The organism is Bacillus litorisediminis (assembly GCF_022808645.1).
GTDB classification, from domain to species: Bacteria; Bacillota; Bacilli; order Bacillales; family JC228; genus Bacillus_BF; species Bacillus_BF litorisediminis.
This window is the reverse complement of record NZ_JAKZKT010000010.1, coordinates 66,454-91,157: the sequence shown is the minus strand read 5'-3', so window position 1 is coordinate 91,157 and position 24,704 is coordinate 66,454. Positions and strand designations below refer to the sequence as shown.

Below are 24,704 nucleotides of genomic sequence, written 5' to 3'. Positions count from 1 at the left end.
TTTCCAGGGAAATTTGTCGAAATTATTATAATTTATAAAATCCGGGTTTTCCTCCATTAAAATAAGGTGTTCAAAATTGAACACCTTATACCGAATTTATTAATTTCATGAATGCAGATTCACTGACAGATCGCTCAAAAATCTGACTTGAAGTGGTCCATGTACATCGTCCTCAGTTATTTGTAGGTTGACTGTTGTTCGATTGATATAGGTTTTGTTCTCTTCGATCATGATTGAACCAGTTGGAGAGGTTGTATATGAGATTTCACTCGGGCTTACTTTTCCTCCTCCATCAGTAAGCTGCATGTAAATCGTCTTTTCTCCATTATCACCCTCTAAAGTAAAAGTTGCTGTTTCGGACAGTTCCTGCCATCCGCTCCAAGTCCTATTATCATCTGATAATTGTATTTGAATGGGTCCCATATGATCATCAGCGGTAACTGCTAAATGGACAATCGTTTCCTTCGTATGGGTTCATTCAATGATCGAAAAGTTTCCTGTTGGACAAAATTACCAAAATTTGTAATTTATATTTAAAGTTACACGAAGACTTTTGCCTCATCAATCATTTCTGTTCGACAATTTTTACGGTTTCGCTTAAAATATCTTCGAAGTTTTACTGCATCAAAAAAAGGGCCTCCATTAAGGCCCTTCCATTCAAATTCCTTTTTAGCTATTTTTTATTGCATTTGTCCATCTGGTTTAGAAATATTAGTCAGAGCTCCCCCTGCCATTTCATTAGATTGTTCTCTCACCGCAAGGTCCCCGAGAGCAACAATTCCAACAAGCTGACCATTTTCTACTACTGGCAGACGGCGAACCTGATGCTGTGCCATAAGCGCAGCTGCTTCATCTACAGACATATCTGGGCTGCAAGTCACTACTGATTGAGTCGTAGCGACATCGCCAGCATTTGAGCGGTTTTCAGCTACACCGCGAACAGCTAGATCACGGTCTGTAATCATACCAACTACTTGTCCATTTTCAACAACTGGAATAGCTCCAACATTTAAATTCTTCATTTTTTGAGCAACAGCTTCAATACTGTCATTTGATGAACAGCTTTCTACATTAGTGGACATAACGTCACGTACTTGCATGTTTTGGTCCTCCTTTAATCAAAGTAACAAGTTTATTTTGTGAAGGTTTTCCATTATTATTCATAAAAAAGGAATTATTTTGGATGATCAGAGCGAAATTAGTATTATTTATCGGGACTTTGCCTTCGTTTATGAAACTCAAGCGCATACTTTTCGGAAATCGGCACTCGTTTTTCGGAACTTAGCGCATCCTTTTCGCAACCTCGCACTTGTTTTTCGGAACTTAGCGTACTATTTTCGATAAACAGTGTACTTTTTTCAGAACTCAGTTTCCTTTTACAGAACTTAAATTTATTTAACCGAACTTAGCACCTATTTATCCGAATTCAGCTATCATTTTACCGAACTTAGATCAGTTTTACCGAACTCAGAAAACCTATAAACGAACTTAGACCCACTTTACCAAACTCACCCTACCTATTAACGAACTCAGAACCATTTTACCGAACTAAGCAATCATATAAACCTGAACAAGATTACGTTTACCATACTCAACCGCCATGTCACCACACCACATCCGTCACTTAATCTTAGTTTTCTAAGACCAACCAGCAAAAATATAAAAAAATACAAACCCCTAGTTTTATTTTTAAAATAATGGGGTAAACATCATACAATGCAAAAAGCCCAGCCGATGGCTGCGCTTTTTTATACTGGCTCTTCTTTTTTATACTTGAGCTTGGTTGCTTCCCCGCCGCGCAAATGACGAATTGATTTATGATAATCTAAAATTTCTTTTACTTCATTTGCTAGGTCTGGGTTAATTTCGGGAAGTCTTTCCGTTAAATCCTTATGAACGGTACTTTTGGATACGCCAAACTCTTTCGCGATGACGCGAACTGTTTTTCTCGTCTCCACGATATACTTGCCTATCTTGATTGTTCTTTCTTTGATGTAATCGTGCACACCACTCGCCCTCCCTAAATTGGATGTGAGAAGTGTGAAATGAGACTCGCTTTCACTTGGACGAAGTACTTTTAATCCCGCATAAAATGTTTCCGATTATACCTGCTTTTCCAAAGCAGATGAAGTTCCGGCCTTTGTCTCAGTCTTGTGTAAGATTCTCGCTGTAGCTTCTTGGTCGTCTATTTATTTATGCGGCAGAATGGAGTAACCCATCTGTTCCTACCGGATATAAACATGTCTCCAACTTGGTCTAGCTGTAAAAATAACGCGCTCACCTCAAACACTCTCTTCTTACTTTTGTGTTTGTAACATTTTATTAGCTTGGATACGGGATTATGCACGTTTTTACCAATAAGGACAAGGTGTACGAGCTATTTTTGTACAAAAAATATTTTTTCTGATTTTTTCACGGATCCGTCATTTTTCTTTTAATGTATAAAATGTTTAAATTATGGGATGAATTTTAATATGTAACATATTATTAATATAAATTTATCGTTAGTATATGTTATCATTTCAATGAAAATTTTGTTTAAAATTTATGGAGGTAGGTCGTTATGTTTAATGAAAGAGACGCACTAAGGTTACGTCTGGAACAGCTGGCTGAACAAGAAGAACGCTTTTTAAAGCTATTCCGTGAAGAAAGAGAAATTATTTACAATAAACTCCGTGAATTAGACGAAAAAAATCCAGTAGCCCAAGCTACGGTTGAAACAATACAAACAGAAGAACGTCCAAGCGAAATAGCTCCTAAAATACAGGCAGAACCACAGGAAAAACCTGTATTAAAGGCAAGTAAACGCGGAAGAAAACCGACCGTTACTCCAGAAAAAGAAGCTGCGATTGAAATCCTAAAAATGCATCCAGAAGGCATGAAAGGAGTCGACCTGCAGCGTGCCGTTGAGGAAGCTACCGGAACATCGATTGCCAATATGACTACCTTTATGAAGTCTGTAGAAAATCTCGATCCCCACGTACAAAAACCGAATCGGGGTACTTATATTTATGTGGATTCTGACAGCCCTTTTCTTGAGGACTAATATTATAAGCCATAGCCTCTGTCGGTTATGGTTTTTTTGTACTAAAAATTCCGTTTTGCAGTAACTATGAAAGCCTTTGCTCCGTCTAATGAATTGACATTAGCAAAGGGGTGTTACTATTATATGAAAAAACTTGGAATCATTGGACTTACAACTGTTTCGCTGCTTATTCCTTCCTCAATCGGATTCGCTGCAACAAATGGAGTTTGTACCGGTAATGAAGTTACATGTATGCAGCTTCCCGAAAAAGGCGAATGGATTGCAGAAGACGAAGCGTATCAGTTTTTACATGGAATTGGCGTGTTCCATGGCTATGACAATGGAATGGCCGAGTTAGACCAAAAGACAACCCGTGCTCAAGTAGCGGCAACTTTACAAAGAATGTTTCAGCTTCAAATCCCCGAAAAGGCTACCCCACATCAAGATCTTGCAGGTCACTGGGCTTATGATGCCATTCGAGCCGTCCATGCTGCCGGTTGGATGGTGTATGAGGATGGAAAGTTCCAGCCAGGAAAACATATCACAACCCAAGAACTTGCTGGAATTCTAGCGAAGGCAGCAAAATTAAATACTGGTGACTATGCTTCAATTTGGCTGCCTGCCGATACGGATTATCAGGATGATTTAGCAGCTGTTTTAACGGAAAAGCTACTTCCAGGGACTGACGATTATACAATAGAAGTAACGCGTGGTGATTTAGCCATTTCGTTGTATCAGTTGTATCATTTTATGGTTAAAAAGGAGCCTGGTTCTGTGATTAGTGCATTATTCTCTTCATTGAAGGTCGATCAGCAAGATAAAAGCTGGAAATGGTCATTTGATGTAGAAAATCAGTCAGAGGCCAAACAGACCGTTACCTTTACTTCAGGGCTGCAGTATGACTACATTCTCTATAAAGACGGAGAAAAAATCGAGCAATTTTCTGATGGAAAACAATTTATTATGATTTATCAGGAAAAAGAATTAGCTCAAGGTGAGGAGCTTCATTTTGAAGGAGCTTTCCAAAATCTTGAGCCTGGAAACTACATGCTTGAAGTATGGCTTGTCGCTAAAGGTGTGCCCAACGTAAAGAAAACGGTTTCGTTTGCAGTTGCGCAGTAAATCGCATCGTAAAATAGCTCCTGCTATCTGTAAGGAGCTATTTTACCAACTCTTTGTTAAAAATACTATTTTACACCTTATTTTGATAAGTCATTTTCACAACATGCTTTCTTTTCCAGGATAGGTGTATTTTCATACAACATATGGTATCGTTATAAAAAAGTAGACCATTTTTACGACTTTTTGGTTTAGGATTCCTACTGAGCGGGTACAAATTTCGTAAGTTTACCAACTCGTTTTCGAAGAAATGGACAGGATGAAGGTTCTTGGGAGCTTTTGCAAGAGTGAATAATCGCAATCTGGCGGATTGATGACTTTAGGATAGAGTTCTTTACATACCCATGCTAACATAATATCCCTCACCATGTATCCCTTAAACCATTGAAATCTTTAATGCTGAATAAAAGCGATAATACTTCATTCGTGTCCGAACTTATCCAAATCAAATCACCCGCCAACATATTCCGACACCAACAGATCTATCGTTTCACACAATTCCGCCACAAGCACTAAAATCATTCCCATGAAAATCTGTCAATAGAGCAATGTTCATAAGACAGCTCCCCGATATCCCGCATAAATTGTCATTTTATTTGCATATAATTTACAAAATATACGACTAATTTTCTAGAACTTTATACACTATTCTATTTATTCTCAAAAAAATTATGGTATAATCGACAATATAATCCATAAGGGTGATATAGTGATGAACAAAGTAGAAGATCTACAGGAAGTAAATAACTTATTAAATGAGTTTATTGAAGCTATACACTTTTATGATAAGGACGAGGCCACCGCACTGTATGAAAAAGTAAAATTGATAGAGCGCAAGGGGCTGGATCAGGAAATTATTGATAGATTGGATTTGTTTTTGTATCGGTATTTTATATTTATACATGATTATGAGAAGTCTGAGGAGTACGGGAAAGAACTACAGTCCAGATTCGAATCCTTAAGTACTGAAAATCAAGTTGTCTTTAATACATATTATGCAGTTGACAAAATCTTCAAAGTCGATGTTGACCCTGCAATAGAGATTTTCCATTCAATTTTAAATGATTATAATGATATTCCAGATTTCATTTCAAGTGATATTTATTATCATCTCTGTTGGGGTTATGTATATCTCGATGATTATAAACGATCTATTATTTATGGAAATAAAGCATTAGATTTATATTTAAGCGAGTTTAATCTTCTTCGAATCATTTATACTCAAATGTTAATTTTTATATGTCATATTAATTTAGGTTTCTACGATGAAGCAGAAGAATTATATAAACATCTTATAAGAAATACTAAATTTACTCATTTATTTCACTTAAATGCCCAAATTGAATATAATCATAGTCTTTCTCTAGCAAAAGAAGGAAAATATAGTATAGCAATTGAGAAATCAAGAAAACTACTTGATACACTTGAAGATAATAATGAAGTTCTTTATCTCATGACACTTATGTCATTAGTTGAAGCAAAGATAATGAATCGCGAACTTCAAGATGTAAAAGAATTAATTGAACTAGGTAAACAAAGAAGTAGTAAAAACGAAACATTAAAAAAATTCTATCTAATGAGTGTGTATTATGAAAAGAAGCTATCAAGTGAGAATGATGCGTATACATATCTTACAGATACCCTTGCACCTTTCTTACTCAATACAAATGAAAAGAAGCTTTTACTTGATCTAACAAAAACCATGGGTGACTATTTCATAAAACAAAGAAACTACGAACTTGCTTCAAAATATTATGAGCTGAATCTTTCCTTGAACTAATGTAAAGGGGGTGAGAATATATGAATAAAGTACTTAGCGTAATTCTTTTAGTTGCTGTAATATTCGCCGTTACTTCTTCTTTTTCAAATAACAGTGAGGTAGCAGGAGGCGGTGGTGCATATCTCCCTCCAGTTGGATCTACAATGTCTAGCACTATTGATTACTAATACAATGTGAGAAGTAACCAATCCGTTGCTTCTCTTTTTCTTTAAAATAAGAAAGAGAGAGGCAACGATGCGCTCCTCTCCACTGAAACTTTATTAAAGTTTACTATCCTTCCCCCTTTTCGGCTTCCGTGCCAATATAAAAATTAATACTCCAAGCAAACCAGCCATTATGATCCAGCCTTCAAGCTCACCATTCATTTGCAATGATGAAAAATCAGTAATTCCCTTTAAAAGAACGGAGTGTTCATAAGACTGACCTGTACCTTTTATCTCCATCTGTAATAATCGAAATACCTCAAACCAGACCATAAACGCTATAGGTATGAGAATAATACAAGTAATCATCTTGGTTATCTTCATTTAAAAGATCCTCGCCTTCAAATAATTGAAGGGAAATGTTGATAATCTAGAATTATACTGATTCTTTTCCCTATTCTTCACTCAGGCACTGTAAACAAATTCTGATAGCCTCTTCTAAATCCCTTTGTGACCAGCTTGACATTCTTTTCTTGCCCTCTACGACTAAATCATGAGAAGCTGGAACGTGGATAAACCCTGCCGGTATTTGTAAGTTTTCCTTGTCGATATAATGTAGCATTGTATACATGACGTTGTTGCAAAGGTACGTACCCGCACTATTCGAGATATTTGCTGGGAAGCCGTTTTCCTTTAATTTGTTGACCATTTTGCGGATTGGAAGTCTTGAAAAATACCCGTCTTGTCCCTCAGCAGCAATCAGAGCATCTTCTAATACCACTCCCTTATTATCCGGTGCGCCATCCCGAATGTTGATTGCAATTCGCTCAGGTGTGATGGCATCCCGGCCTGCAGCTAAACCTAGTGAAACGACAGCATCCGGATTGACCTGATGGAATGCTTCAAGCAAGGCATCTGGTGCTTTTTCGAAGTCTACCGGAAGGAGAACACTTTTAATCTGGTAAGCTCCAATTGTTTCTTCATCAAGAGCTTTTACTATTCTTTCAGTTGGGTTTATAGGCATCCCTAAAAAGGGTTCGAATCCTGTTAACAGAAGTGTTTTCATTATGGTTTCCCCTCTTTGTCTCTTTTTGTCTATTTTACCATGAGGGGCTAGGGCGGCGATAAATGAATGAAAATTATTTAGGTAGATTCTGAATCCATTCACTTTTTTACAACTATGCAAAATAAAAACAACCACCTTCCTGCTATTTGTTAAAAAAGAAAATTGGTTGTTTTTACAGTAACTCTGTTAATTAAATTATATCTACAAAACTAGGATTTGCCGTTACATATACACCGCTCTTGAGTTTATACATTTTGGATCCGTTTACCATTAATGTATCAACTACTGTAAACACTTCCCCGGCTTTTACTACATTTTTTTTGGCATTCCAGTCAGGCTTGTCGTAGTACCACAGCTCTTTTGCCTTCACACGAATCCTAAAGTCTTTAACATTCAGAATAACAGGTTCAGGCTTTGGAATAGGAGTAGGCTTCGGAGTTGGAACTTTTCCTCTTTTTCCTGTTAAGTCTTCTGCGATTGCAAATACAATTTCGTCCATTTTTTCGTAAAGGATTTTCATATCGGATGCTGAATCGATAAAACAGACTTCAATCAAAATCGCGGGTGCATTCGTGTTTCTTAGAAAATATAAATCTTTTCTAAGTTTTGCCCCCCGGTTTTTCCACCCAGCAATCTTGCTTATACTTGCGGAGATCTTTGCTGCTAATGCCTTTTGATCAAAATAAAGAACCTCTGACCCTGTCCCGCCACCTGCATTTAGATGGATGGAAACGTCTAATCGTCCATTCTTATTTACAGCATTGCACTTCCTTACTTGTTCCGCCAGAACCGCTTCTTTAGTGGCTGCATCTGATGTGCAGTCCACCGTTTTTTGCCCCAGCGAACGCAGTGCAGCAATTAACTTATCCTTTAACACCCTGACCACTTCGTGTTCCCTATATCCATTTCTGTTGGCACCATTTGATTTTTCACTATGTCCTGCACCAACTGTGATAACGTTGTACATTCCTTTATCTCCCCCTCTTTTAATGGATTTTGGTTTACAGCATACTCTTTTCAATACTCCCGATGTTTTACTCGATGTTCATTAAACAGGACAAACTGACGTTTCACCCTCCCATCCGATACCTGCTGATTACATCCATCAAAATACATATTTTTTTGCAATGAGGAAAATACCAATTTTGGATAAATTTTCTTCTACTGGAAATTAAAATATACCGAACTTGAGGAAATTGGGCATAGGACATTTGGAGTTAATCATTTTTTAAACAAAAAAAGAACCCCTACCTGCTTTTTGCAGCTAAGAGTTCTCTCTCCAATTTTATGCGTTATCTTGTCCGATGGAAGCGTCTGGAGATTCTTCTTCGTTATCACCAGTTTCATCAGCTGGCTCATCGGAAGTTTCTTCGTTGCTATCTGTCTCATCGTCAACCTGGCCTTCATCGGCTGGCTCTTCAGTTGCAGGATCTTCTGTAGCTGGCTCTTGTGCAGCTGGATCTTCTGTAGCTGGTTCTTCTGCAGCTGGTTCATTTGCATCAGCTTTTTCATCAGCTGTAGCTTCCAATAAATCACTTAATGGCTTTTCAAAGACTGTTAATGGGTTCACAGCTTGTCCATCTACGCGTACTTCGAAGTGCAGATGAGTTCCGGCTGCTTCATTTAATAGACTTTGACCAGCTGTTGCTAGTACTTGACCTTGCTCGACTTGATCGCCAACCCCGACTTTAATGTCAGTCACAGACTGATACTGGGTCACAACGCCTTCTGCATGTTCAATTTCAATGACATTCCCAAGCACTGAATCTTCGCGGACATCTTTTACTAGACCTGCCAATGATGCAACAACATTAAAGCTTTCCCCGTTTTCCATTGCAATATCGATACCTTTGTTAGGGCGATATTGATTATTATAAAATACGAGTGCTGCTTCTTGTTCTTCAGTAGTTGCTGCAGAATCCCAATATCCAGTTACTACTTTCACCGCATCTTGGTCTTCAACTGGCCATACGAAGTTTTCTAAGAGATTATTAACTTCGACTATTTCGCCATTTTCATTAACTACTGTACCATTCTCGCCAGTAGGTTCTTGTGCCACATCATCACCTGTTGATGTGAACCAAACCACTCCTGTGAGTAAAAGGGCCGCTGCTGCAATGTAGACTGCGGGAAAAATCCATTTTTTGCGTTGTGTGCCAGAGTTTTGAGAAGATCGCTTCTTTTCTTCCTCTCTCATTTTCATCACCTCAGCAATCAGTCTGAACAGATGAACCTATTTCTATACCTATCTTAAAAAAATTTTTTTGGATTTAGTTTTCGACAAAATTCCTATTTTATGCATGATTTTTTAAAAATTTTTTCAGGGTATTCTTTTTAATAGGAAGAGAGGTGTGCTACAATGATTTACGCAACTCGAAAGGAACGTGGTACGATGAGGCGGTTAATCCGATGGTTATTCATCCTGTCTCCGTTTTTATATATGGGTTTAATCTGGGTACTATCCAGTCTTCGCCAAGATGCGATTATCAAAGTAAGTGATAACGAGTTTGATAAATGGTTTAAAGAATCTCTCCATTTAATAGAGTTTGGGATTCTTTATATATTGATTGTGCTCTTTTTCCTCATGATTGGGAAGTTCACCTTAAAAAGCAGTCGGTTTGCTGCTATTTGGGCTTGTCTGTATGGGGTGGTTGATGAGCTTCATCAATATACGGTGCCTTACCGTTCGTTTCAGGTGATTGATTTGGTAAAGGATTTTATTGGTGTATGGGTTTGCTATTTCATTATTAATCGAACATTTTTTGCCAATCCGCCGAAACAGCCTGGTTTGACATTGAAAAAGCTTCAGGCTTATTTGACAGGTTTAAAATAAAGAAGACACTCATCCGATGTTGGAGGAGTGTCTTATTTAGTTATTTTTTAACCATATATTGTTTTAAAAATGGTTCGGCCTCTGCAATCGTTACATCTTTATAATAGTGCTTAACGATGTCCTGATAAGTCTTTCCTTCTTTCGCCATTCCGTTCGCTCCGTACTGGCTCATGCCGACTCCGTGGCCAAACCCTTCTGTTTTAACAATAATTTCGTCTCCGCGCATAACCCATGAAAAATCAGAGGAGGCGAGATCGAGTTTTTCCCTTACTTCACGGCCTGTGAATACTTTACCGCCAATCTTAATTTGTTCAATTCTTTCTCCTTCTGTTCTCGAGAGAACCGTACCAATATCCTCACTTGTGACTTTGACTCCCAGTTTTTCTTCAAACTCTTGAACCTTAAAGGTTTTTTCTTGAGTAAATTTCGGGGAGTCTTTGTCCCAAGGGCTTTCAACGCTTCTTAAATAGGGGATTTCATTTTCCCAGTAGTCCTCTGAATTCTCTGTGAAGCCATTGGAGGTAGAGAAAAACGAAGCATCAATCGGTTTACCGTCATAGGTAATAACTTGCCCGGCTGTTTCTGCAACCGCTTGGCGGATTTTATTAATTTTCTCCTCAAACTCGGAGCCCCATTGCTTTTTTAATTCTGCTTCACTTTTAAACACCTGGTGTGAAACCGAATCGGATACGACTGCCCCTTCCGGCAAGCTTTCCGTATTCCCCTGATTTAACTGCCTGACTACATAGGTCCTTGCCGCTACGGCCTGTGCTTTTAAAGCTTCTAATTCAAATTCGGCTGGCATTTCAGAGGCGACTACTCCCACAATGTACTGCTCCAGCGGGAATTTTTCAATTTCCTCAGATCCGGTACGGTAGACAGCAACTTCCACTGCTGGGTCATTTAATAGTGCCGTCCATTCACTCTCTTCCTGCTTCGGCAAGTCTTCCTGCAGCTCTCCATTTTCGTCTTTGCCCAAAGATGGTAGGACGAGCAGGGTAGGAATTAATAGAATGATTAAACTTACTGCAGTTAATACTACGACAATTGATTTCCAATCCTTCATGTTTTTTAGCCTCCGTACTTAGGTAGTGTTGGTCCTTGATTCAATTTTTAAACCTACACTTCATATCTATGGAGGGGTTGGTCGAAATATGATAAGAATTGTTTTGTTTCAAATAAATATTAATAGAGTTGCTAGAATTGGGGAATTTTACATAGGGGGTTCGCGTTTTTGTAATTAAAATGTAAAGATAAGAACGGATGATCCACCTCATGATTTAAAAAATGGTGTCATACAATAGGAAAAAGAATTTTCGAATGGATTTTTAGTTACTAAGTTCGGTTCTTGGGTCTATGTGTTCGGTTACCCGGTCTCTGAGAGTTTGGTTACCTGTTCCTGTGTTCGGTTATCCAGTCTCTGAGAGTTTGGTTACCTGTTCCTGGGTTCGGTTATCCGGTCTCTGAGTTTGGTTATCTGTTCCTGAGTTCGGTTTTCCGATCTCTGAGAGTTTGGTTATCTGTTCCTGAGTACGGTTATCCGGTCTCTGTGTTCGGTTATCTGTTCCTGTGTTCGGTTATCCGGTCTCCAAGTTCAGTTATCTGTTCCTGAGTTCGGTTATCCGGTCTCTGAGTTCAGTTATCTGTTCCTGAGTTCGGTTTTTTGATTTATAAGTTCGGTTATCTATGCTGTAAGTTCGGTTATCTGGCTCTATGTTCTGTTATTTGATGCCGAGTTCAGTTAAATTGCCAAAAAATCAGGTTATTAAGGCATTTATCACCCATTAGCCGGCATTTTATTTACTTTTTAATTGCAACGGATTCGATTTACACCATAAAAAAATAAACCCTCCATCCAATGAAGGGTTTATCTCTTATTGAGCGATTTCTCTTTTCACAGTTTTACCTGCGAATTCATCGACTTCAGCTACACGTTCAATATCGGCACCGAGCATCGCGAGTTTGCCGTGGAAGTTGACATATCCTCGGTCTAAATGCTTCAATTCGGTCACACGAGTAATACCTTCTGCACGAAGTCCAGCTAAAATAAGCGCAGCAGCTGCACGCAGGTCAGTAGCGGCTACTTCAGCTCCTTGCAGTTCACATGGACCATTCATAATCACTGAACGTCCTTCAATTTTAATATCAGCATTCATGCGACGAAATTCTTCGACGTGCATAAAGCGGTTTTCAAATACAGTTTCCGTAATCATGCTCGATCCTTGTGCACATAAGAGCAGAGCCATCATCTGTGATTGCATATCTGTAGGGAAACCTGGATGTGGCATCGTTTTAATATCGACGGCCCTTAGTTTTTCTGGTCCGATTACACGGATTCCATCGTTTTCCTCAATAACGGTAACACCCATCTCTTCTAGTTTAGCTATGAGTGACGTTAAATGCTCTGGAACGGCTCCTCGTACGAGGACATTTCCTTGTGTAATCGCAGCAGCGACCATAAAGGTTCCTGCTTCAATTCGATCTGGAATAATTGCATGCTCTGTACCATACAGTCTAGTTACACCTTCGATTTTAATGGTACCTGTGCCAGCACCCTTAACTTGAGCACCCATCTTATTTAAGAAGTTCGCTAAATCTACAATTTCTGGTTCTTTTGCACAGTTTTCTATAATTGTTGTGCCTTCAGCCAATGTTGCGGCCATCATAATATTTTCAGTAGCTCCCACACTCGGGAAATCTAAATACACTTTGGCACCTTTTAATTTTCCATTTACTTCAGCGTCAATAAATCCGTTCCCTACTTTTACGACCGCACCCATTGCTTCAAAGCCTTTTAAATGCTGATCAATTGGACGGGAACCGATTGCGCAGCCACCTGGTAAGGCTACACGGGCACGCCCATTTCTAGCTAATAATGAACCCATGACAAGCACGGAAGCACGCATTTTTCTTACGTATTCGAACGGAGCTTCCTCATTTAACTCTCTAGATGCATCTACTTCAACAACACCTTCACGGATCGTAACATCCGCACCAATATATCGTAAAACTTCACTGATGGTGTATACATCGGAGAGAGCTGGCACATCACGAATTACACTTTTTCCATCACTTGCTAATAACGATGCAGCGATGACAGGCAATACAGCATTCTTTGCACCTTCAACCTTTACAATGCCTTCTAGCCTATTTCCGCCGCGGACGATGATTTTTTCCAAGTGTATTCCCCTCCGCGTCCATATTCTCTATATTAATATTCAATCGTAATGATTGGTGTGCCTACCACGAAGGTAGTCTTTGCGCCCAATCCGTCATTTCGCAGTCCAATTTGAACATTCATGTTGTGAAAATTGGCTAATTCATTATTTAATTTCTTTGAATAGCCGGATACTGAAACAAAATCTTCTTCTTGAAGGGATTCAATTTTTTCTGCTTGAAGACTGACGAGGATCTGATTTGCTTTCTCTGACAAATCCTCAACCATTGTATCACTGAAATCCCCTTCAATACTAGTAAAAAATTGGGGTTGTACGGCAAATTCTTCATTCCAAAATTTACTAAGGCCATTGATGGCGGAGTTGACTTGTTTTTTATTCCAGTTGTGAGACGTTACCTCATATATAAGATACGTTTGAAGGGTATCATTTGTGGGGGTCGCAGAAAGACGAAGCTCAATTGAGTAGCCGTCTTTTTTCATATGTCCCGTTAAGAGGCCTTGGTCATTTTTTTGGGAATAATCCCATTGAAATTGCTCATAATGATGTTGGAAAGATTCAACAAGTCGAGTCCATTCAGCTTCATCTGTAATTTGGGAATAAGATTTACTAGCGTGAATCGTCCAGTTTTGAATGGAGCCCCCTTCTTTTTGAAGAGCTTCCGCTAGGGTAAAAATGTGATGCTGCTGATTTGCCGTAGAGGTTATATTCCCAAAAAATCCAAAGACCAAACAAAACATTCCAACGATCCAAACTACCAGGTATTGACGCTTCATCTCTCTATCTCCTCTCCTTTACTAACCATTCTTACCATGTTAGAAAAGAGCATACCTGGTAATTGTCGTCATCCTTTGACTTCGTTCCACCCTATGTATGTCAAACAGCGTGATGTCCGCAAGGTTTAATGAAATCGATGTCGGTTTTTGGGAAAATTGGTAGGAATATTACAACATTTTCTTTCATAATATGGAGGTTTAAATCGGTAAAGTAAAAAGGCCGAACACCTTCCCGCGAGAAGGTGTTCAAGGCGAGTTTCCTTCATTCAAAAAAAATAAGTATCCCTACCAACTTACTAGTAAAACCCAAGGAAATTTTCTTTCTGTAATATAATTGTAATATAAATTAGGTTGGAAATATAGGGAAATAAGTCCTAAATTTTAAACAAATGTTATGGCAAAAGTAATGGAAGCTGCTGCGACCAAATTAAATAATCAAGGAAGAAATTACTAACACTAGATCCAATAGCAACAGTTAACAGTATATATAAAAGCCTAGCTTGTACAACTCGATTAGCCCGGAGTAATTTATCAAAATGCAATGCCTGTAATGCCCACCATGTGATCCCGATGAACATAAGGTGTGAAAGAATACTGACCAGTGCCTGTTGTCCAAAGTGTGTCACCATATGAATCCCTCCTTTTTTACATGATAACATAGGTGGAGGCGGTTCATGTTTATAAAATCTTTCCTGCAATTATCCGTTATTAGCATAAAAACACATATAAAGCCGCAGCCACTGGGGCCACGGCTTAGCCTATTAAACTGGTTTTATTCAATTTCCGCACATCTATGCGCCGTTCTACACAATTTATGTGCCGCTCATCTCAGGTTATGTGCCAATTCGAACCGTTTATATCCGGTTCCTCACCCAACCCTGCCTCACAAATCCATAAACCCGGTAAACGTCATATGAAAAATATCGGTTGCCAGGGATGGATTGAGGCCGAACCAAATTGTGGCGACCACACAAACGACGACAACCACCGCAGGTCCTGTCGGTACAGCAACCGTACTTAATTTCGCATCTACTGGGCGGAAAAACATTTGAATCATGACTCCGAAGTAGTATACATAGGATATCACCGTGGTCAGAATCATAATGGTGCCCAGAATGATATGCCCTGGATGTGAAACAAAGGCATTGGTTAAAATCTGAAGTTTTCCGATAAACCCAGCCGTTCCTGGAATCCCTGCCAGTGAAAGCAGGAATATCGCCATGGCAACTGCGAGCACTGGTGTTTTCCGGTAAAGGCCTGCAAAGGAACTGATATCCTCAGATTTAGTTGTTTCGGTGACCATTTGTAAGACCGCAAAGGCTCCAAGAGTCATAAAAATGTAGATGAATAAGTAAAACCAAATCGCCTCATACATAAACGGTGCTAAAGTGGTGAAGGCCACTAATATATAACCGGCATGGCCAATGCTTGAGTAAGCGAGCATTCGTTTGACATTGCGCTGGCGAATGGCTATCAGGTTTCCGACAATCATCGTACATGCTGCAATCACACCCAGATAGACCTGTGCATCAATTAATAAGGTCCCTGTTTGCCCTTCACTTGGTGTTGCCGAGAAAATCGACAAGGCCAAACGAATCAATAAAACAAACCCTGCCGCTTTTGAAACGACACTTAAGAATGCGGCTACAGGGGTCGGTGCTCCTTCATATACATCCGGTGCCCACATTTGAAAAGGAACGGAAGCGATTTTAAAAGCTACGCCAACCAGAACCATAAAAAATGCGATCCCAAGTAAATACGTATAATTTTCACTTAGCGGTGAAGTCAGAGCAAGTCTGATTTCCGATAAGTTCGTTGAGCCGCTTAATCCATAAATATAACTAAGTCCAAACAGGAGAATGGCCGAGGCTATTCCGCCGTTAATGACATATTTCATGGCTGATTCATTGGATCGTTTATTTTTCTTTTTCAATCCTGCCAAAATATAAGACGAAATCGACAACAGCTCTAAGCCGACAAAGAGAGTGATTAGGTCGGCACTTGATGTAATAAACATGGCGCCTAGCAGGGCCGTCAGCAAGAGGTAATAAAACTCGCCCCCGTACTCTTGTAGACCTTCTTCTTTTTTAACCCCAATTGCCATCAGGAGAACTAACGCTGTGCCAATTAGCAGCAGTACCTTAAACGTCTTGGCAAATCCATCTAAGTAAAAGGTATCAAACAGAATCGACACTGTTGGTGCCTGAAGGACTTGGGCTAAAGCGATAAACGCAAGCGCAACACTGGCTAAAGACAGCCAGCCAATGATGTTTCGGTTTACCTTTTTGGGCAGGAACAAATCCAGCAAACTCAAGACAGCTGCTGCGCCAAATATTATAAATTCTGGAGCCATCATTTCCCATTCAAACAGTTTTAATGTTTCCCAGTCCATTCACGTCACCCCCCTATTCCTGCTATGATGGCTTGTAGTGATGTAAAGAGTGGTTCTGTCAGAATGGCAGGAAATACGCCAATGGCAATAATCGAAAGCGTTAATAAACCTGAAGGAACCCACTCTATCGGATTTAAATCAACCCGCACTTGTTTTCGTTTCGGTTCCCCATATGTGATTCCAAGAACAGCTCTTAATACGTAGACAGCAGTTAAAATCAGTCCTAACAGGCCGATATATCCTGCAATCGGGTTCGATTTAAATACACCAACAAAGGCGGTAAATTCGCTGATAAAGCCAGACATCCCAGGAATTCCCAGATAAGCAAGTCCGGTCGACAGAAGAAGCCCGGCGATGACTGGTACCGATTTAACCAAGCCCCCAAGCTCGGAAATATTAGTTGTTCCAGTTCTTGCATACAATACTCCAATAAGGAAGAAGAAGAGGCTTGAAATCAATCCATGGGAAATGACTTGGAACATCGCACCCTGAAGACCTTCCGAATTCACTGCACCTAACCCAATTAGCACAATCCCCATATGGGAGACTGAAGAGTAGGCTAAAACCTTTTTCAAGTCATCTTGAATTAAGGCAAGGAATGCCCCGTATAAAAGATTGATCAGCCCGAGGATTATGATAACCCCACCTATGCGAGCAAATTCTTGCGGGAAGAGCTCCATCCCAAACCGAATCAAGCCATACGCCCCAATTTTTAAAAGAATACCCGAGTGAATCATAACAACAGGTGGCGGTGCTTGTGTGTGCACATGAACCATCCATGTATGGAATGGGAATATCGGCAATTTAATCCCAAATGCAATAAGAATCGCAATGAGAATTCCCATCCTAAGAGCAGGAGTGATATTTACTAAATCAAACGTGGCTTCGTCCTGCAGCACATCCCCTAATAAATCAAACGTAACGGTACCGGTTTTCGCAAACAAGATTGTAATGACAATGAGGAGAATGGCTGAACCGAGCCCGTTATAGAGTAAAAAGCTGTATGCTGCTTTTTCTTTATAGGTATAGCCCCATTTTCCAATCAGGAAAAACGTTGATACAAGCGTGATTTCAAAGAACAAGAAAAATAGAATCATATTTTCAGCCGCAAATACACCAAGCATTCCTAGCTCAAGCAATAAAAATAGCTGAAAATACCCTTTCCATTCCTTTGTGATACGCAAGGAAGCAATCGCTGCCATTGTGGCAATAAAAGCCGTCAATACCAGAAGCAGCAGCGAAAATCCATTGACACCAACCTCGTAATCAATCGAATAGAGATGCTGGCCATACTGTTCCTCTGTACCCAAACGAAACCATGTCAGTTTTTCTTTCCAGGCAAGAACATCCGAGCCTGTTTGTGACATGATATAAGCAGCCAATGTAAGAACCAGTGACGGAATTGTCGCTAAAATCCCAATTGCCTGGATCAACCGTTTGTTTTCTTTTGGAATAAAAACAAGAATCGCCACACCGAGAAGAGGAGCTAAAATGATGGTTGAAAGTAATGGAAAACTCATTTAAGAACCCCTCCCGTCAGCATATAAATTGCTACAAGTACTGCTAATCCTAAAAATGCCACACTACCGTACCACTGGACCTGACCATTCTGCCATTTTGCTCCTTGTCTCCCCAGCTGGACGACCAGCATGGCAATCCCGCGGACGATGCCCGAAACAATATATCGGTCTATCCATTGAAACAGCAGGCTGATCCATCTGGTTACACGCACAATGGTCGCTTCGTAGATTTCATCGATATAATACTTATTTTGTAAGACTTGCACTGTAAGCGGTAAAGCGGATGTCGCAGTTTCTTTGGATAGATTCCCCTTCCCATAGGTCCAATAAGCAAGTCCAATTCCTCCAAGCGAGAGGAAGATCGATGCGAGCATAATCCAAATCGGCCCTTCAGCATGGGAAGCTCCGAACAGGTTGGTTCCTTCAACCAGCCAATCACCCAAAAAGTGTCCGAACCAAGGAGTTTGTATATAGCCGCTGAATATCGCAAAGAACGCCAGTACCGCCATAGGTACAACCATTACATTAGGAGATTCGTGAACCTTTCTCTGCTTGACACTCGCCTTGCCATGAAAGACTAAGAAGTAAAGCCGGAACATATAGAATCCGGTTAAAAAGGTCGTGACAAGTGCGATAACAAATAATATTACGTTCCCACCGCTCCAGGCAGCGAGCAGGATTTCATCTTTACTGAAAAAGCCTGAAAGCAATGGAACTCCAGTGATGGCAAGGGTCCCTATTAAGAAAAGAGGAGCTGTCGATTTCAGTTTATCCTTTAATCCGCCCATTTCTCGTATGTCCTGAGTACCGGTCGCATGAATCACACTTCCTGCAGCCAGGAATAAGAGAGCTTTAAAAAAGGCATGAGTGGTTAAGTGAAAAACGGCTGCCACATAACCGGCTGATCCTAATGCAAGCATCATATAGCCCAGTTGGCTGACAGTTGAGTATGCAAGAACCCGCTTGATGTCGTTTTGCACGAGGGCGATCGATGCTGCAAATATCGCAGTGAATCCGCCAATTAAAGAGACCATATACATCGCAGTCTCACTCAAGCTAAACAACGGAAATAATATCGCGACTAAGTAAACACCAGCTGCCACCATCGTTGCTGCGTGGATTAAAGCCGATACAGGAGTTGGCCCCTCCATTGCATCCGGAAGCCAGGTGTGGAGCGGAAATTGCCCTGATTTTCCTACTGCCCCGACAAAAATGAATAGAGCACTAAGAGTTGCAATCTCCGCTGACAAGAGATTCGCATCCGCAGCCTGATAAATATCGGTAAGCCGGAAGCTGCCTGTCTCAATATACAAAAGGATGATTCCCGCTAAAAATGCGACATCCCCGATTCTTGTCATGATAAATGCTTTTTTCGCAGCTTGTTTCGCTGCATGTTTTTGATAATAAAAGCCAATCAATAAAAATGAGCCAAGTCCGACTAGCTCCCAGAATATGTAGATTTGCAAAAGGTTTGGTGAGATCACTAAGGCGAGCATTGCAAAGGTGAAAAAGCTTAAATAGGCAAAAAACGTTGAAAACCTCTCCTCACCATGCATATACCCCTTCGCATACATATGAACGAGTAAGCTTACAATCGAAACGACAAACAGCATTATACTATTCAAGGCCGTTACTTCGATTCCTGCTGTCAAGATGATGTCTCCTAACGTAAACCATTCCCACTCAAGGCTTACAGTGGTAGCCGTAAAGCGCTCGATTATTACGAAAATGGATGACAAGAACGAAAGAAAGACAGCACCTATTCCAATATAAGCACTTGCTTCTCCCAGCCTTTTCCCAATTATAAGCAGAACCAGAGATGCAGCCAAGGGAATCAGCGGGATGAGCCACGCTTGTTCCATCATGTTTATCACAATCCTCCCATCTACCCGTACTTAATGTGAAAGTACAGACAGAAAAGAATTAGTGTTTCATTGTTTGGTAGTCGTCGGTGTGTACAGATTTCCGATTTCGATACAGTGCCATCACAATCGCCAGTCCTACAGCCGCTTCAGCCGCGGCAATGGTGATGGTAAAGAGTGAAAAAACCTGCCCTGTTAAACTTGGGGCCACCCCCAGTTTAGCGAAGGCAACTAAATTTAAATTCACTGAATTGAGCATTAATTCGATACAGATTAAGACAATCACCGTATTTTTCTTAGTGAGAGCTCCATAAAGTCCGATACAAAATAAGATCAGGGCCAGAGTTAAATAGGCTGAAACAGGAACAGCGCTCACGAGGATCCCTCCTCTTTTTCATCATCTTTTTTGGCTAAAACAATGGCCCCCACTAGTGCTACAAGCAGCAGAACCGATGCTAATTCAAACGGGATCACATATTTGGAAAAGAGCTCAATTCCGATTTGCTTCGTATTTTCTATATGCAAATTAGAAGCTGCCTCAGGGATGTTTAATCGGAAAATGCCGTAGTATACGACAACGGCAAAGACCATGATTCCTAAAAAGAGCAGAAATTTTCGCCCTTTGTCCCGGTCCTTCTGCTCCTCGTCCAAATGGCGTGTCAGCATAATGCCAAACAGCATAATAATGGTAACAGCACCCGAATAAATAAGGATTTGCACGACTGCTACGAATTCAGCTGAAAGCATGACATAAATCCCAGCCAGGCTGACAAAGGTCAAGACGAGGGCGAGTACCATATGGACAACTTTTTTTAGCTGAAGCAGAAGAATTCCTCCGACTAAACTGACAATAGATAGTAAAAGAAAGATGAGGAGTTCCCCTGAAAAAGTGATGGTCATACGGTATTCTCCTCCCGAATGTTTTCATCGTTTTCATTGAGCCATTCGAGATCTTTAAACAAGTTATCTCTACTGTATTCAGCTAATTCAAAGTTATTCGTCATCACAATCGCCTCAGTCGGACAAACCTCTGTACATAAATCACATAAAATACAAATCTCAAAATTAATATCATAGGTTTCAATAATTTTTCCGCGTTTTGATGGATCTGGATGTTTTTTGCCGGTTAATGAAATGCAATTCGTAGGACAGATATTGACGCATTGGTTACAAACAATACATTTTTCGGGATAAAATTTTTGAATCCCCCGAAATCGGTCCGGCATTTGGATTGACTGATTCGGATAGTCATACGTTACCTTCTTTTTAGAAAGGTTTTTTAACGTATAGGCTAATCCTTTCGCTAATCCGAGCATCCTTTTTCCTCCTTCCATTGGTCGTATGGAGTCTGGCATTAGTTTACGTTGTCAGCTCCCTTACATCGTGAATAACCCTTTGATCAAAGCTGTTACAAAAATGTTGGCCAGCGCCACTGGGAGCAGTACCTTCCAGCCAAACTCCATTAATTGGTCGGCACGGAGTCTTGGGAATGTAAAACGAATCCAAAGCAGCAAAAAGACGATAATTATAAATTTAATACTGAACCAAACCGCTCCTGGTATAAAACCTAAGAACGGAAGCGGCAGCCAGCCTCCTAAAAATAGAGCGGTAGTTAACCCTGCCATGGCAAACAAGTACACATATTCGGCAAGCATAAAGAAGGCAAAACGGAAGCCTGAATATTCCACATGGTATCCGGCGACAAGCTCTGATTCAGCCTCTGGCAAATCAAAAGGCGTGCGGTTCAGCTCAGCCACTGAGGCAATCAGAAAAATGATGAATGCAACTGGTTGGTACAGGATAAACCAAACGGATTCCTGTGCTTCCACAATCTCTACCAGATTAATAGAACCTGCCAATAAAATAACCCCGACAAGCGACATCACGAGCGGTATTTCATAGGAGATCATCTGCGCGGCCGCCCGCATCCCGCCAATCAGTGAGTATTTATTGTTAGAGGCCCACCCCCCTGCAATAATGCCAAGAGTTGATAAGCCTGAAATCCCAATGTAATAAAGCAGACCCACTCCAATGTCTGCAAACTGCAGGTTTTCCGTAAATGGAATCACTGCAACCACTAAAAATGCAGGTGTAAAAGCAATCACAGGCGCCAAAATAAACAAGGGGCGATCTGCCACCTTCGGAATAATATCTTCCTTGATTAATAGCTTTAGAACGTCAGCGACCGTTTGCAGTAGTCCATAGCGTCCGCCTACCTGGTTTGGCCCGTGACGGAGCTGCATGAAGCCCATCACTTTTCGTTCGGCCAGGATTGCATAAGTAACGAAGCCGAGGACGGCAAACAACAAAAGTGCCGAAAAAACAACGTACATGAGAAAGCTTGTGAAGGCAGGCGCATTTTGAACCCACATATCCATTATCCGTCCACCTCCCCTAGCACAATGTCAATCGCACCTAAGATGGCGATTAAGTTGGCCATATTCTGACCTTCTAGGAGCTTCGGTAAAATTTGCAGGTTATAAAAGGACGGCCGTCTGAACTTTAGACGGTATGGCTCTTTTTTACCGTCACTTGCAATATAGCAGCCAATCTCGCCGCGCGGCGATTCGATTCGGACAAACGCCTCTCCCTGCGGCGGCCTGATTACCCGTGGAACCTTCCCCATAATCTCCCCATCCTTTGGGAACTGTTCACAGGCTTGCTCGACAATTTTGAGTGATTCTTCGATTTCTGCAAGACGGCATTGATAACGGGCCCAGGCATCCCCTGAATCTTGAGTCGGAACATCAAAGTCGAACCGGTCATAAATCGAATATGGTTCGTCTTTCCGCAAATCCCATTTCACCCCGGTACAACGGAGGTTTGCCCCGCTCAGGCTATAGTTAATCGCGTCCTCTTTGGTGTACGCTCCCACGCCTTTGATCCGGTTTTGAAAAATTTCATTTCCTGTGACGAGCTGGTGATAGCCCTTTAATTGCTCCCGCATATACGGAACAAAGTCGCGAACTTTCTCGACCCAGCCAGGCGGTGCATCCCATTTGACCCCGCCTACCCTCATATAATTGAAGGTCAGCCTGCCGCCAGAAAGCTCATTTAAAAGATTGATAATCATTTCCCGCTCACGGAAGGCATATAAAAATGGACTGACCGCTCCGATATCTAGCAAATAGGTGCCCCACCAAACCAGGTGGCTGGCAATTCTGCCGAGTTCCATCGCGAGTACCCTTAAGTATTCAGCCCGCTCCGGAATCTGAGCTCCAATCATTGTTTCGACTGCATGGCAAATGACATAATTGTTTGTCATCGCTGCAAGGTAATCCATTCGGTCCGTATATGGGATAATTTGCGTGAACTGCAGATTTTCAGCGATTTTTTCAGTACCCCGGTGTAAATAACCAATGACTGGGGTTGCCTCTTTAATGATTTCTCCATCAATTTTGATAACAAGCCTGAAAACGCCGTGGGTACTCGGGTGCTGAGGACCCACGTTTAACAGCATTTCTTCAGTCCGTATCATACCCTACACCTCCACATCGTACGGTTCGTAATCTTTGCGGAGGGGGTGACCTACCCAATCCTCTCCTAGAAAAATCCTGTGCAGCTTCGGATGACCGCTAAAGCGAATGCCTAATAAATCGTAGGCCTCACATTCTGGCCAATTCGCCCCGGCCCAAAGCTGCGTGACTGATTCTATCTCTGGGTTGTCCCGGTCAAGCTTCACTTTTAACGCAACCGAGTGCTTATGTGTAAATGAGAAAAGGTGCAGATAGACTTCCATATGCGTTTGAAAATCCGTTCCGTGCAATTCAGAAAGAAAATTGAAATCGAGTTCCGGATGTTTATAGAGAGTCTCTGCGATTCGGAGATACGTTTCCTTTTTGGCTACTAATGACGGCACATCCTTGGACAGCCGATTTATGTACGCCTCTTCTAAACAATCGTCCCCGAGTTCCTTCTTTAAAATCGCTACATATTTATCTAATAATGGCTGCAATGGCGATGGCGGCAGCTCTTCCGGTTCTGCCTTCTCTTCCCGGGCCCGTCTTGGCCGTTCCGGTCTCGCTCTATCAGCACCAGCTTCCCCTCTTGCTTTTGCAGCTGCGGCCGCTTTCGCTTTCGCCTCTGCGATTCGTTTCGCTCTTTCATCCGCGGCTGTATCTAGGTTGGCTGCCTGATCGCCGGGCTGGGTCGCTTGGGCTTCTTCTCTGGCCTTTTTGGCTGCTGCGGCTTTCGCTTTTGCCTCTGCAATTCGTTTCGCTCTTTCATCCGCGGCTGCGTCTGGGTTGGCTGCCTGATCGCCGGGCTGGGTCGCTTGGGCTTCTTCTCTGGCCTTTTTGGCTGCAGCCGCTTTCGCTTTTGCCTCTGCAATTCGTTTCGCTCTTTCATCCGCGGCTGTATCTGGGTTGGCTGCCTGATCGACGGGCTGGGTCGCTTGAGCTTCTTCTCTGGCCTTTCTGGCTGCAGCGGATTTCGCTTTTGCTTCAGCGATTCGTTTCGCTCTTTCATCGGCGGTTGCGTCTAGGGTGGCGGGCTGATTGCCGGGCTGGGTCACTTGGGCTTCTTCTCTGGATTTCATAACAGCGGCTGCTTGCTCATTGGCAGCTGCAAGTCTTTGTGCTCGTTCATCTACATCTCGATCGGACAAGGCTTGGCGCTCACTGGTTTCTTTTTCCTTAGCCTCGGTTTCCGTTTCCCCCGATTCAGCTTTGTGATAAAAGTCAGAAGTCTGATCTACCTCTTGTTCCTCTGTTTCAAACTGCTCTCCCTCGATGGTCACCTCTTGTACTGAAGGATCTTCTACGCCTTCTTCCTTTGGTGATTCGCTTTTGTTTCCGGAGAGTATAATCTCATTCCCCTCTATTTCCTCAGCAGTCTCACTAACTACTGGCTCTGCAGCACCTTGTGATTTTACCGAATCGTCTGTTTCCGCTTCCTGGTTGTTAACGCTTTCATCTGCTGTTTGTCCCTTTTGATTTTTTTGATCTTCTGGACCTATTGGGTCAAGCCCTTCCGCTTCCATCCGATCCTCTCTTTTATTTTCCTCTGACACG

At 41.4% G+C, this 24,704-nt stretch carries 25 protein-coding genes; 5 read left to right on the top strand and 20 right to left on the bottom strand.

Annotation, left to right across the window (positions count from 1 at the left end; all coding sequences use genetic code 11):
• Positions 1-105: 105 nt before the first annotated feature.
• The 3 genes from MLE14_RS07420 to spoIIID all read right to left on the bottom strand — a co-directional run bounded on the left by MLE14_RS07420 (position 106) and on the right by spoIIID (position 2,006).
• The gene (locus MLE14_RS07420; RefSeq protein WP_243297719.1) at positions 106-423 is read right to left on the bottom strand and encodes a hypothetical protein; all 318 of its coding nucleotides are present in this window, start codon (positions 421-423) and stop codon (positions 106-108) included.
• Between the two features lie 257 nt (positions 424-680).
• Positions 681-1,100 carry a CBS domain-containing protein gene (locus MLE14_RS07415; RefSeq protein ID WP_243297718.1) on the bottom strand — a complete coding sequence of 140 codons (420 nt, stop codon included), beginning with the start codon at positions 1,098-1,100 and terminating at the stop codon, positions 681-683.
• Positions 1,101-1,748: 648 nt separating this feature from the next.
• Positions 1,749-2,006 carry a sporulation transcriptional regulator SpoIIID gene (spoIIID, locus tag MLE14_RS07410; RefSeq protein WP_097156842.1) on the bottom strand — a complete coding sequence of 86 codons (258 nt, stop codon included), beginning with the start codon at positions 2,004-2,006 and terminating at the stop codon, positions 1,749-1,751.
• A 557-nt stretch (positions 2,007-2,563) separates the two neighbouring features.
• Here spoIIID and MLE14_RS07405 point away from each other — a divergent pair.
• The 4 genes from MLE14_RS07405 to MLE14_RS07390 all read left to right on the top strand — a co-directional run bounded on the left by MLE14_RS07405 (position 2,564) and on the right by MLE14_RS07390 (position 6,091).
• Positions 2,564-3,046, top strand: coding sequence for a Rok-like winged helix domain-containing protein (locus tag MLE14_RS07405; protein ID WP_243297717.1), 483 nt, complete (start codon positions 2,564-2,566; stop codon positions 3,044-3,046).
• A gap of 123 nt (positions 3,047-3,169) precedes the next feature.
• The gene (locus MLE14_RS07400; protein WP_243297716.1) at positions 3,170-4,147 is read left to right on the top strand and encodes a BsuPI-related putative proteinase inhibitor; all 978 of its coding nucleotides are present in this window, start codon (positions 3,170-3,172) and stop codon (positions 4,145-4,147) included.
• A 709-nt stretch (positions 4,148-4,856) separates the two neighbouring features.
• Positions 4,857-5,924 carry a hypothetical protein gene (locus tag MLE14_RS07395; RefSeq protein ID WP_243297715.1) on the top strand — a complete coding sequence of 356 codons (1,068 nt, stop codon included), beginning with the start codon at positions 4,857-4,859 and terminating at the stop codon, positions 5,922-5,924.
• Positions 5,925-5,944: 20 nt separating this feature from the next.
• A complete protein-coding gene (locus MLE14_RS07390; protein ID WP_243297714.1) occupies positions 5,945-6,091 on the top strand; it encodes a hypothetical protein in 147 nt (48 codons plus the stop codon).
• Between the two features lie 93 nt (positions 6,092-6,184).
• On the opposite strand, the gene MLE14_RS07385 is transcribed toward MLE14_RS07390, so the two are convergent.
• The 4 genes from MLE14_RS07385 to MLE14_RS07370 all read right to left on the bottom strand — a co-directional run bounded on the left by MLE14_RS07385 (position 6,185) and on the right by MLE14_RS07370 (position 9,330).
• A complete protein-coding gene (locus MLE14_RS07385) occupies positions 6,185-6,451 on the bottom strand; it encodes a hypothetical protein (protein WP_243297713.1) in 267 nt (88 codons plus the stop codon).
• 70 nt (positions 6,452-6,521) lie between these two features.
• Positions 6,522-7,133, bottom strand: a complete 612-nt coding sequence (locus tag MLE14_RS07380; RefSeq protein WP_243297712.1) for a pyroglutamyl-peptidase I — start codon at positions 7,131-7,133, stop codon at positions 6,522-6,524.
• Positions 7,134-7,323: 190 nt separating this feature from the next.
• Positions 7,324-8,100: an N-acetylmuramoyl-L-alanine amidase gene (locus tag MLE14_RS07375; protein ID WP_243297711.1), complete on the bottom strand. Its 777-nt coding sequence runs from the start codon at positions 8,098-8,100 to the stop codon at positions 7,324-7,326.
• A gap of 318 nt (positions 8,101-8,418) precedes the next feature.
• The gene (locus MLE14_RS07370; RefSeq protein ID WP_243297710.1) at positions 8,419-9,330 is read right to left on the bottom strand and encodes a M23 family metallopeptidase; all 912 of its coding nucleotides are present in this window, start codon (positions 9,328-9,330) and stop codon (positions 8,419-8,421) included.
• A 162-nt stretch (positions 9,331-9,492) separates the two neighbouring features.
• Between MLE14_RS07370 and MLE14_RS07365 the strand changes: the two genes are divergently transcribed.
• Positions 9,493-9,966 (top strand): VanZ family protein, encoded by a 474-nt coding sequence (locus tag MLE14_RS07365; RefSeq protein ID WP_243297709.1) that lies wholly within the window; start codon positions 9,493-9,495, stop codon positions 9,964-9,966.
• A gap of 40 nt (positions 9,967-10,006) precedes the next feature.
• Here the strand turns inward: MLE14_RS07365 and spoIID are convergent, their stop codons facing one another.
• From spoIID to MLE14_RS07300, 13 genes are all read right to left on the bottom strand, one after another.
• Positions 10,007-11,032: a stage II sporulation protein D gene (gene spoIID, locus MLE14_RS07360; RefSeq protein WP_243297708.1), complete on the bottom strand. Its 1,026-nt coding sequence runs from the start codon at positions 11,030-11,032 to the stop codon at positions 10,007-10,009.
• Between the two features lie 808 nt (positions 11,033-11,840).
• Positions 11,841-13,145, bottom strand: coding sequence for a UDP-N-acetylglucosamine 1-carboxyvinyltransferase (gene murA / locus MLE14_RS07355; RefSeq protein WP_243297707.1), 1,305 nt, complete (start codon positions 13,143-13,145; stop codon positions 11,841-11,843).
• 32 nt (positions 13,146-13,177) lie between these two features.
• Complete coding sequence (locus tag MLE14_RS07350; protein WP_243297706.1) at positions 13,178-13,918, bottom strand: YwmB family TATA-box binding protein; 741 nt, start codon at positions 13,916-13,918, stop codon at positions 13,178-13,180.
• A 392-nt stretch (positions 13,919-14,310) separates the two neighbouring features.
• Positions 14,311-14,547: a DUF1146 family protein gene (locus MLE14_RS07345; protein WP_243297705.1), complete on the bottom strand. Its 237-nt coding sequence runs from the start codon at positions 14,545-14,547 to the stop codon at positions 14,311-14,313.
• 254 nt (positions 14,548-14,801) lie between these two features.
• Entirely contained in the window at positions 14,802-16,310 is a 1,509-nt protein-coding gene (gene nuoN / locus MLE14_RS07340) for an NADH-quinone oxidoreductase subunit NuoN (protein ID WP_243297704.1), read from the bottom strand.
• A gap of 5 nt (positions 16,311-16,315) precedes the next feature.
• On the bottom strand, positions 16,316-17,830 hold the full coding sequence (locus MLE14_RS07335; protein ID WP_243297703.1) for a complex I subunit 4 family protein: 1,515 nt from the start codon (positions 17,828-17,830) through the stop codon (positions 16,316-16,318).
• Positions 17,827-19,695: an NADH-quinone oxidoreductase subunit L gene (gene nuoL, locus MLE14_RS07330; protein ID WP_243297702.1), complete on the bottom strand. Its 1,869-nt coding sequence runs from the start codon at positions 19,693-19,695 to the stop codon at positions 17,827-17,829. The genes MLE14_RS07335 and nuoL overlap by 4 nt, the downstream gene beginning before the upstream one ends.
• Positions 19,696-19,753: 58 nt before the next feature.
• Entirely contained in the window at positions 19,754-20,068 is a 315-nt protein-coding gene (nuoK, locus tag MLE14_RS07325; protein WP_243297701.1) for an NADH-quinone oxidoreductase subunit NuoK, read from the bottom strand.
• A complete protein-coding gene (locus MLE14_RS07320; protein ID WP_243297761.1) occupies positions 20,065-20,586 on the bottom strand; it encodes an NADH-quinone oxidoreductase subunit J in 522 nt (173 codons plus the stop codon). The genes nuoK and MLE14_RS07320 overlap by 4 nt, the downstream gene beginning before the upstream one ends.
• Positions 20,587-20,588: 2 nt before the next feature.
• Positions 20,589-21,008: an NADH-quinone oxidoreductase subunit NuoI gene (gene nuoI / locus MLE14_RS07315; protein WP_243297700.1), complete on the bottom strand. Its 420-nt coding sequence runs from the start codon at positions 21,006-21,008 to the stop codon at positions 20,589-20,591.
• A gap of 60 nt (positions 21,009-21,068) precedes the next feature.
• A complete protein-coding gene (gene nuoH, locus MLE14_RS07310; RefSeq protein ID WP_390628432.1) occupies positions 21,069-22,064 on the bottom strand; it encodes an NADH-quinone oxidoreductase subunit NuoH in 996 nt (331 codons plus the stop codon).
• Between the two features lie 5 nt (positions 22,065-22,069).
• Positions 22,070-23,170 carry an NADH-quinone oxidoreductase subunit D gene (locus MLE14_RS07305; protein ID WP_243297699.1) on the bottom strand — a complete coding sequence of 367 codons (1,101 nt, stop codon included), beginning with the start codon at positions 23,168-23,170 and terminating at the stop codon, positions 22,070-22,072.
• Between the two features lie 3 nt (positions 23,171-23,173).
• Positions 23,174-24,703: an NADH-quinone oxidoreductase subunit C gene (locus tag MLE14_RS07300; protein ID WP_243297698.1), complete on the bottom strand. Its 1,530-nt coding sequence runs from the start codon at positions 24,701-24,703 to the stop codon at positions 23,174-23,176.
• Position 24,704: the final 1 nt, after the last annotated feature.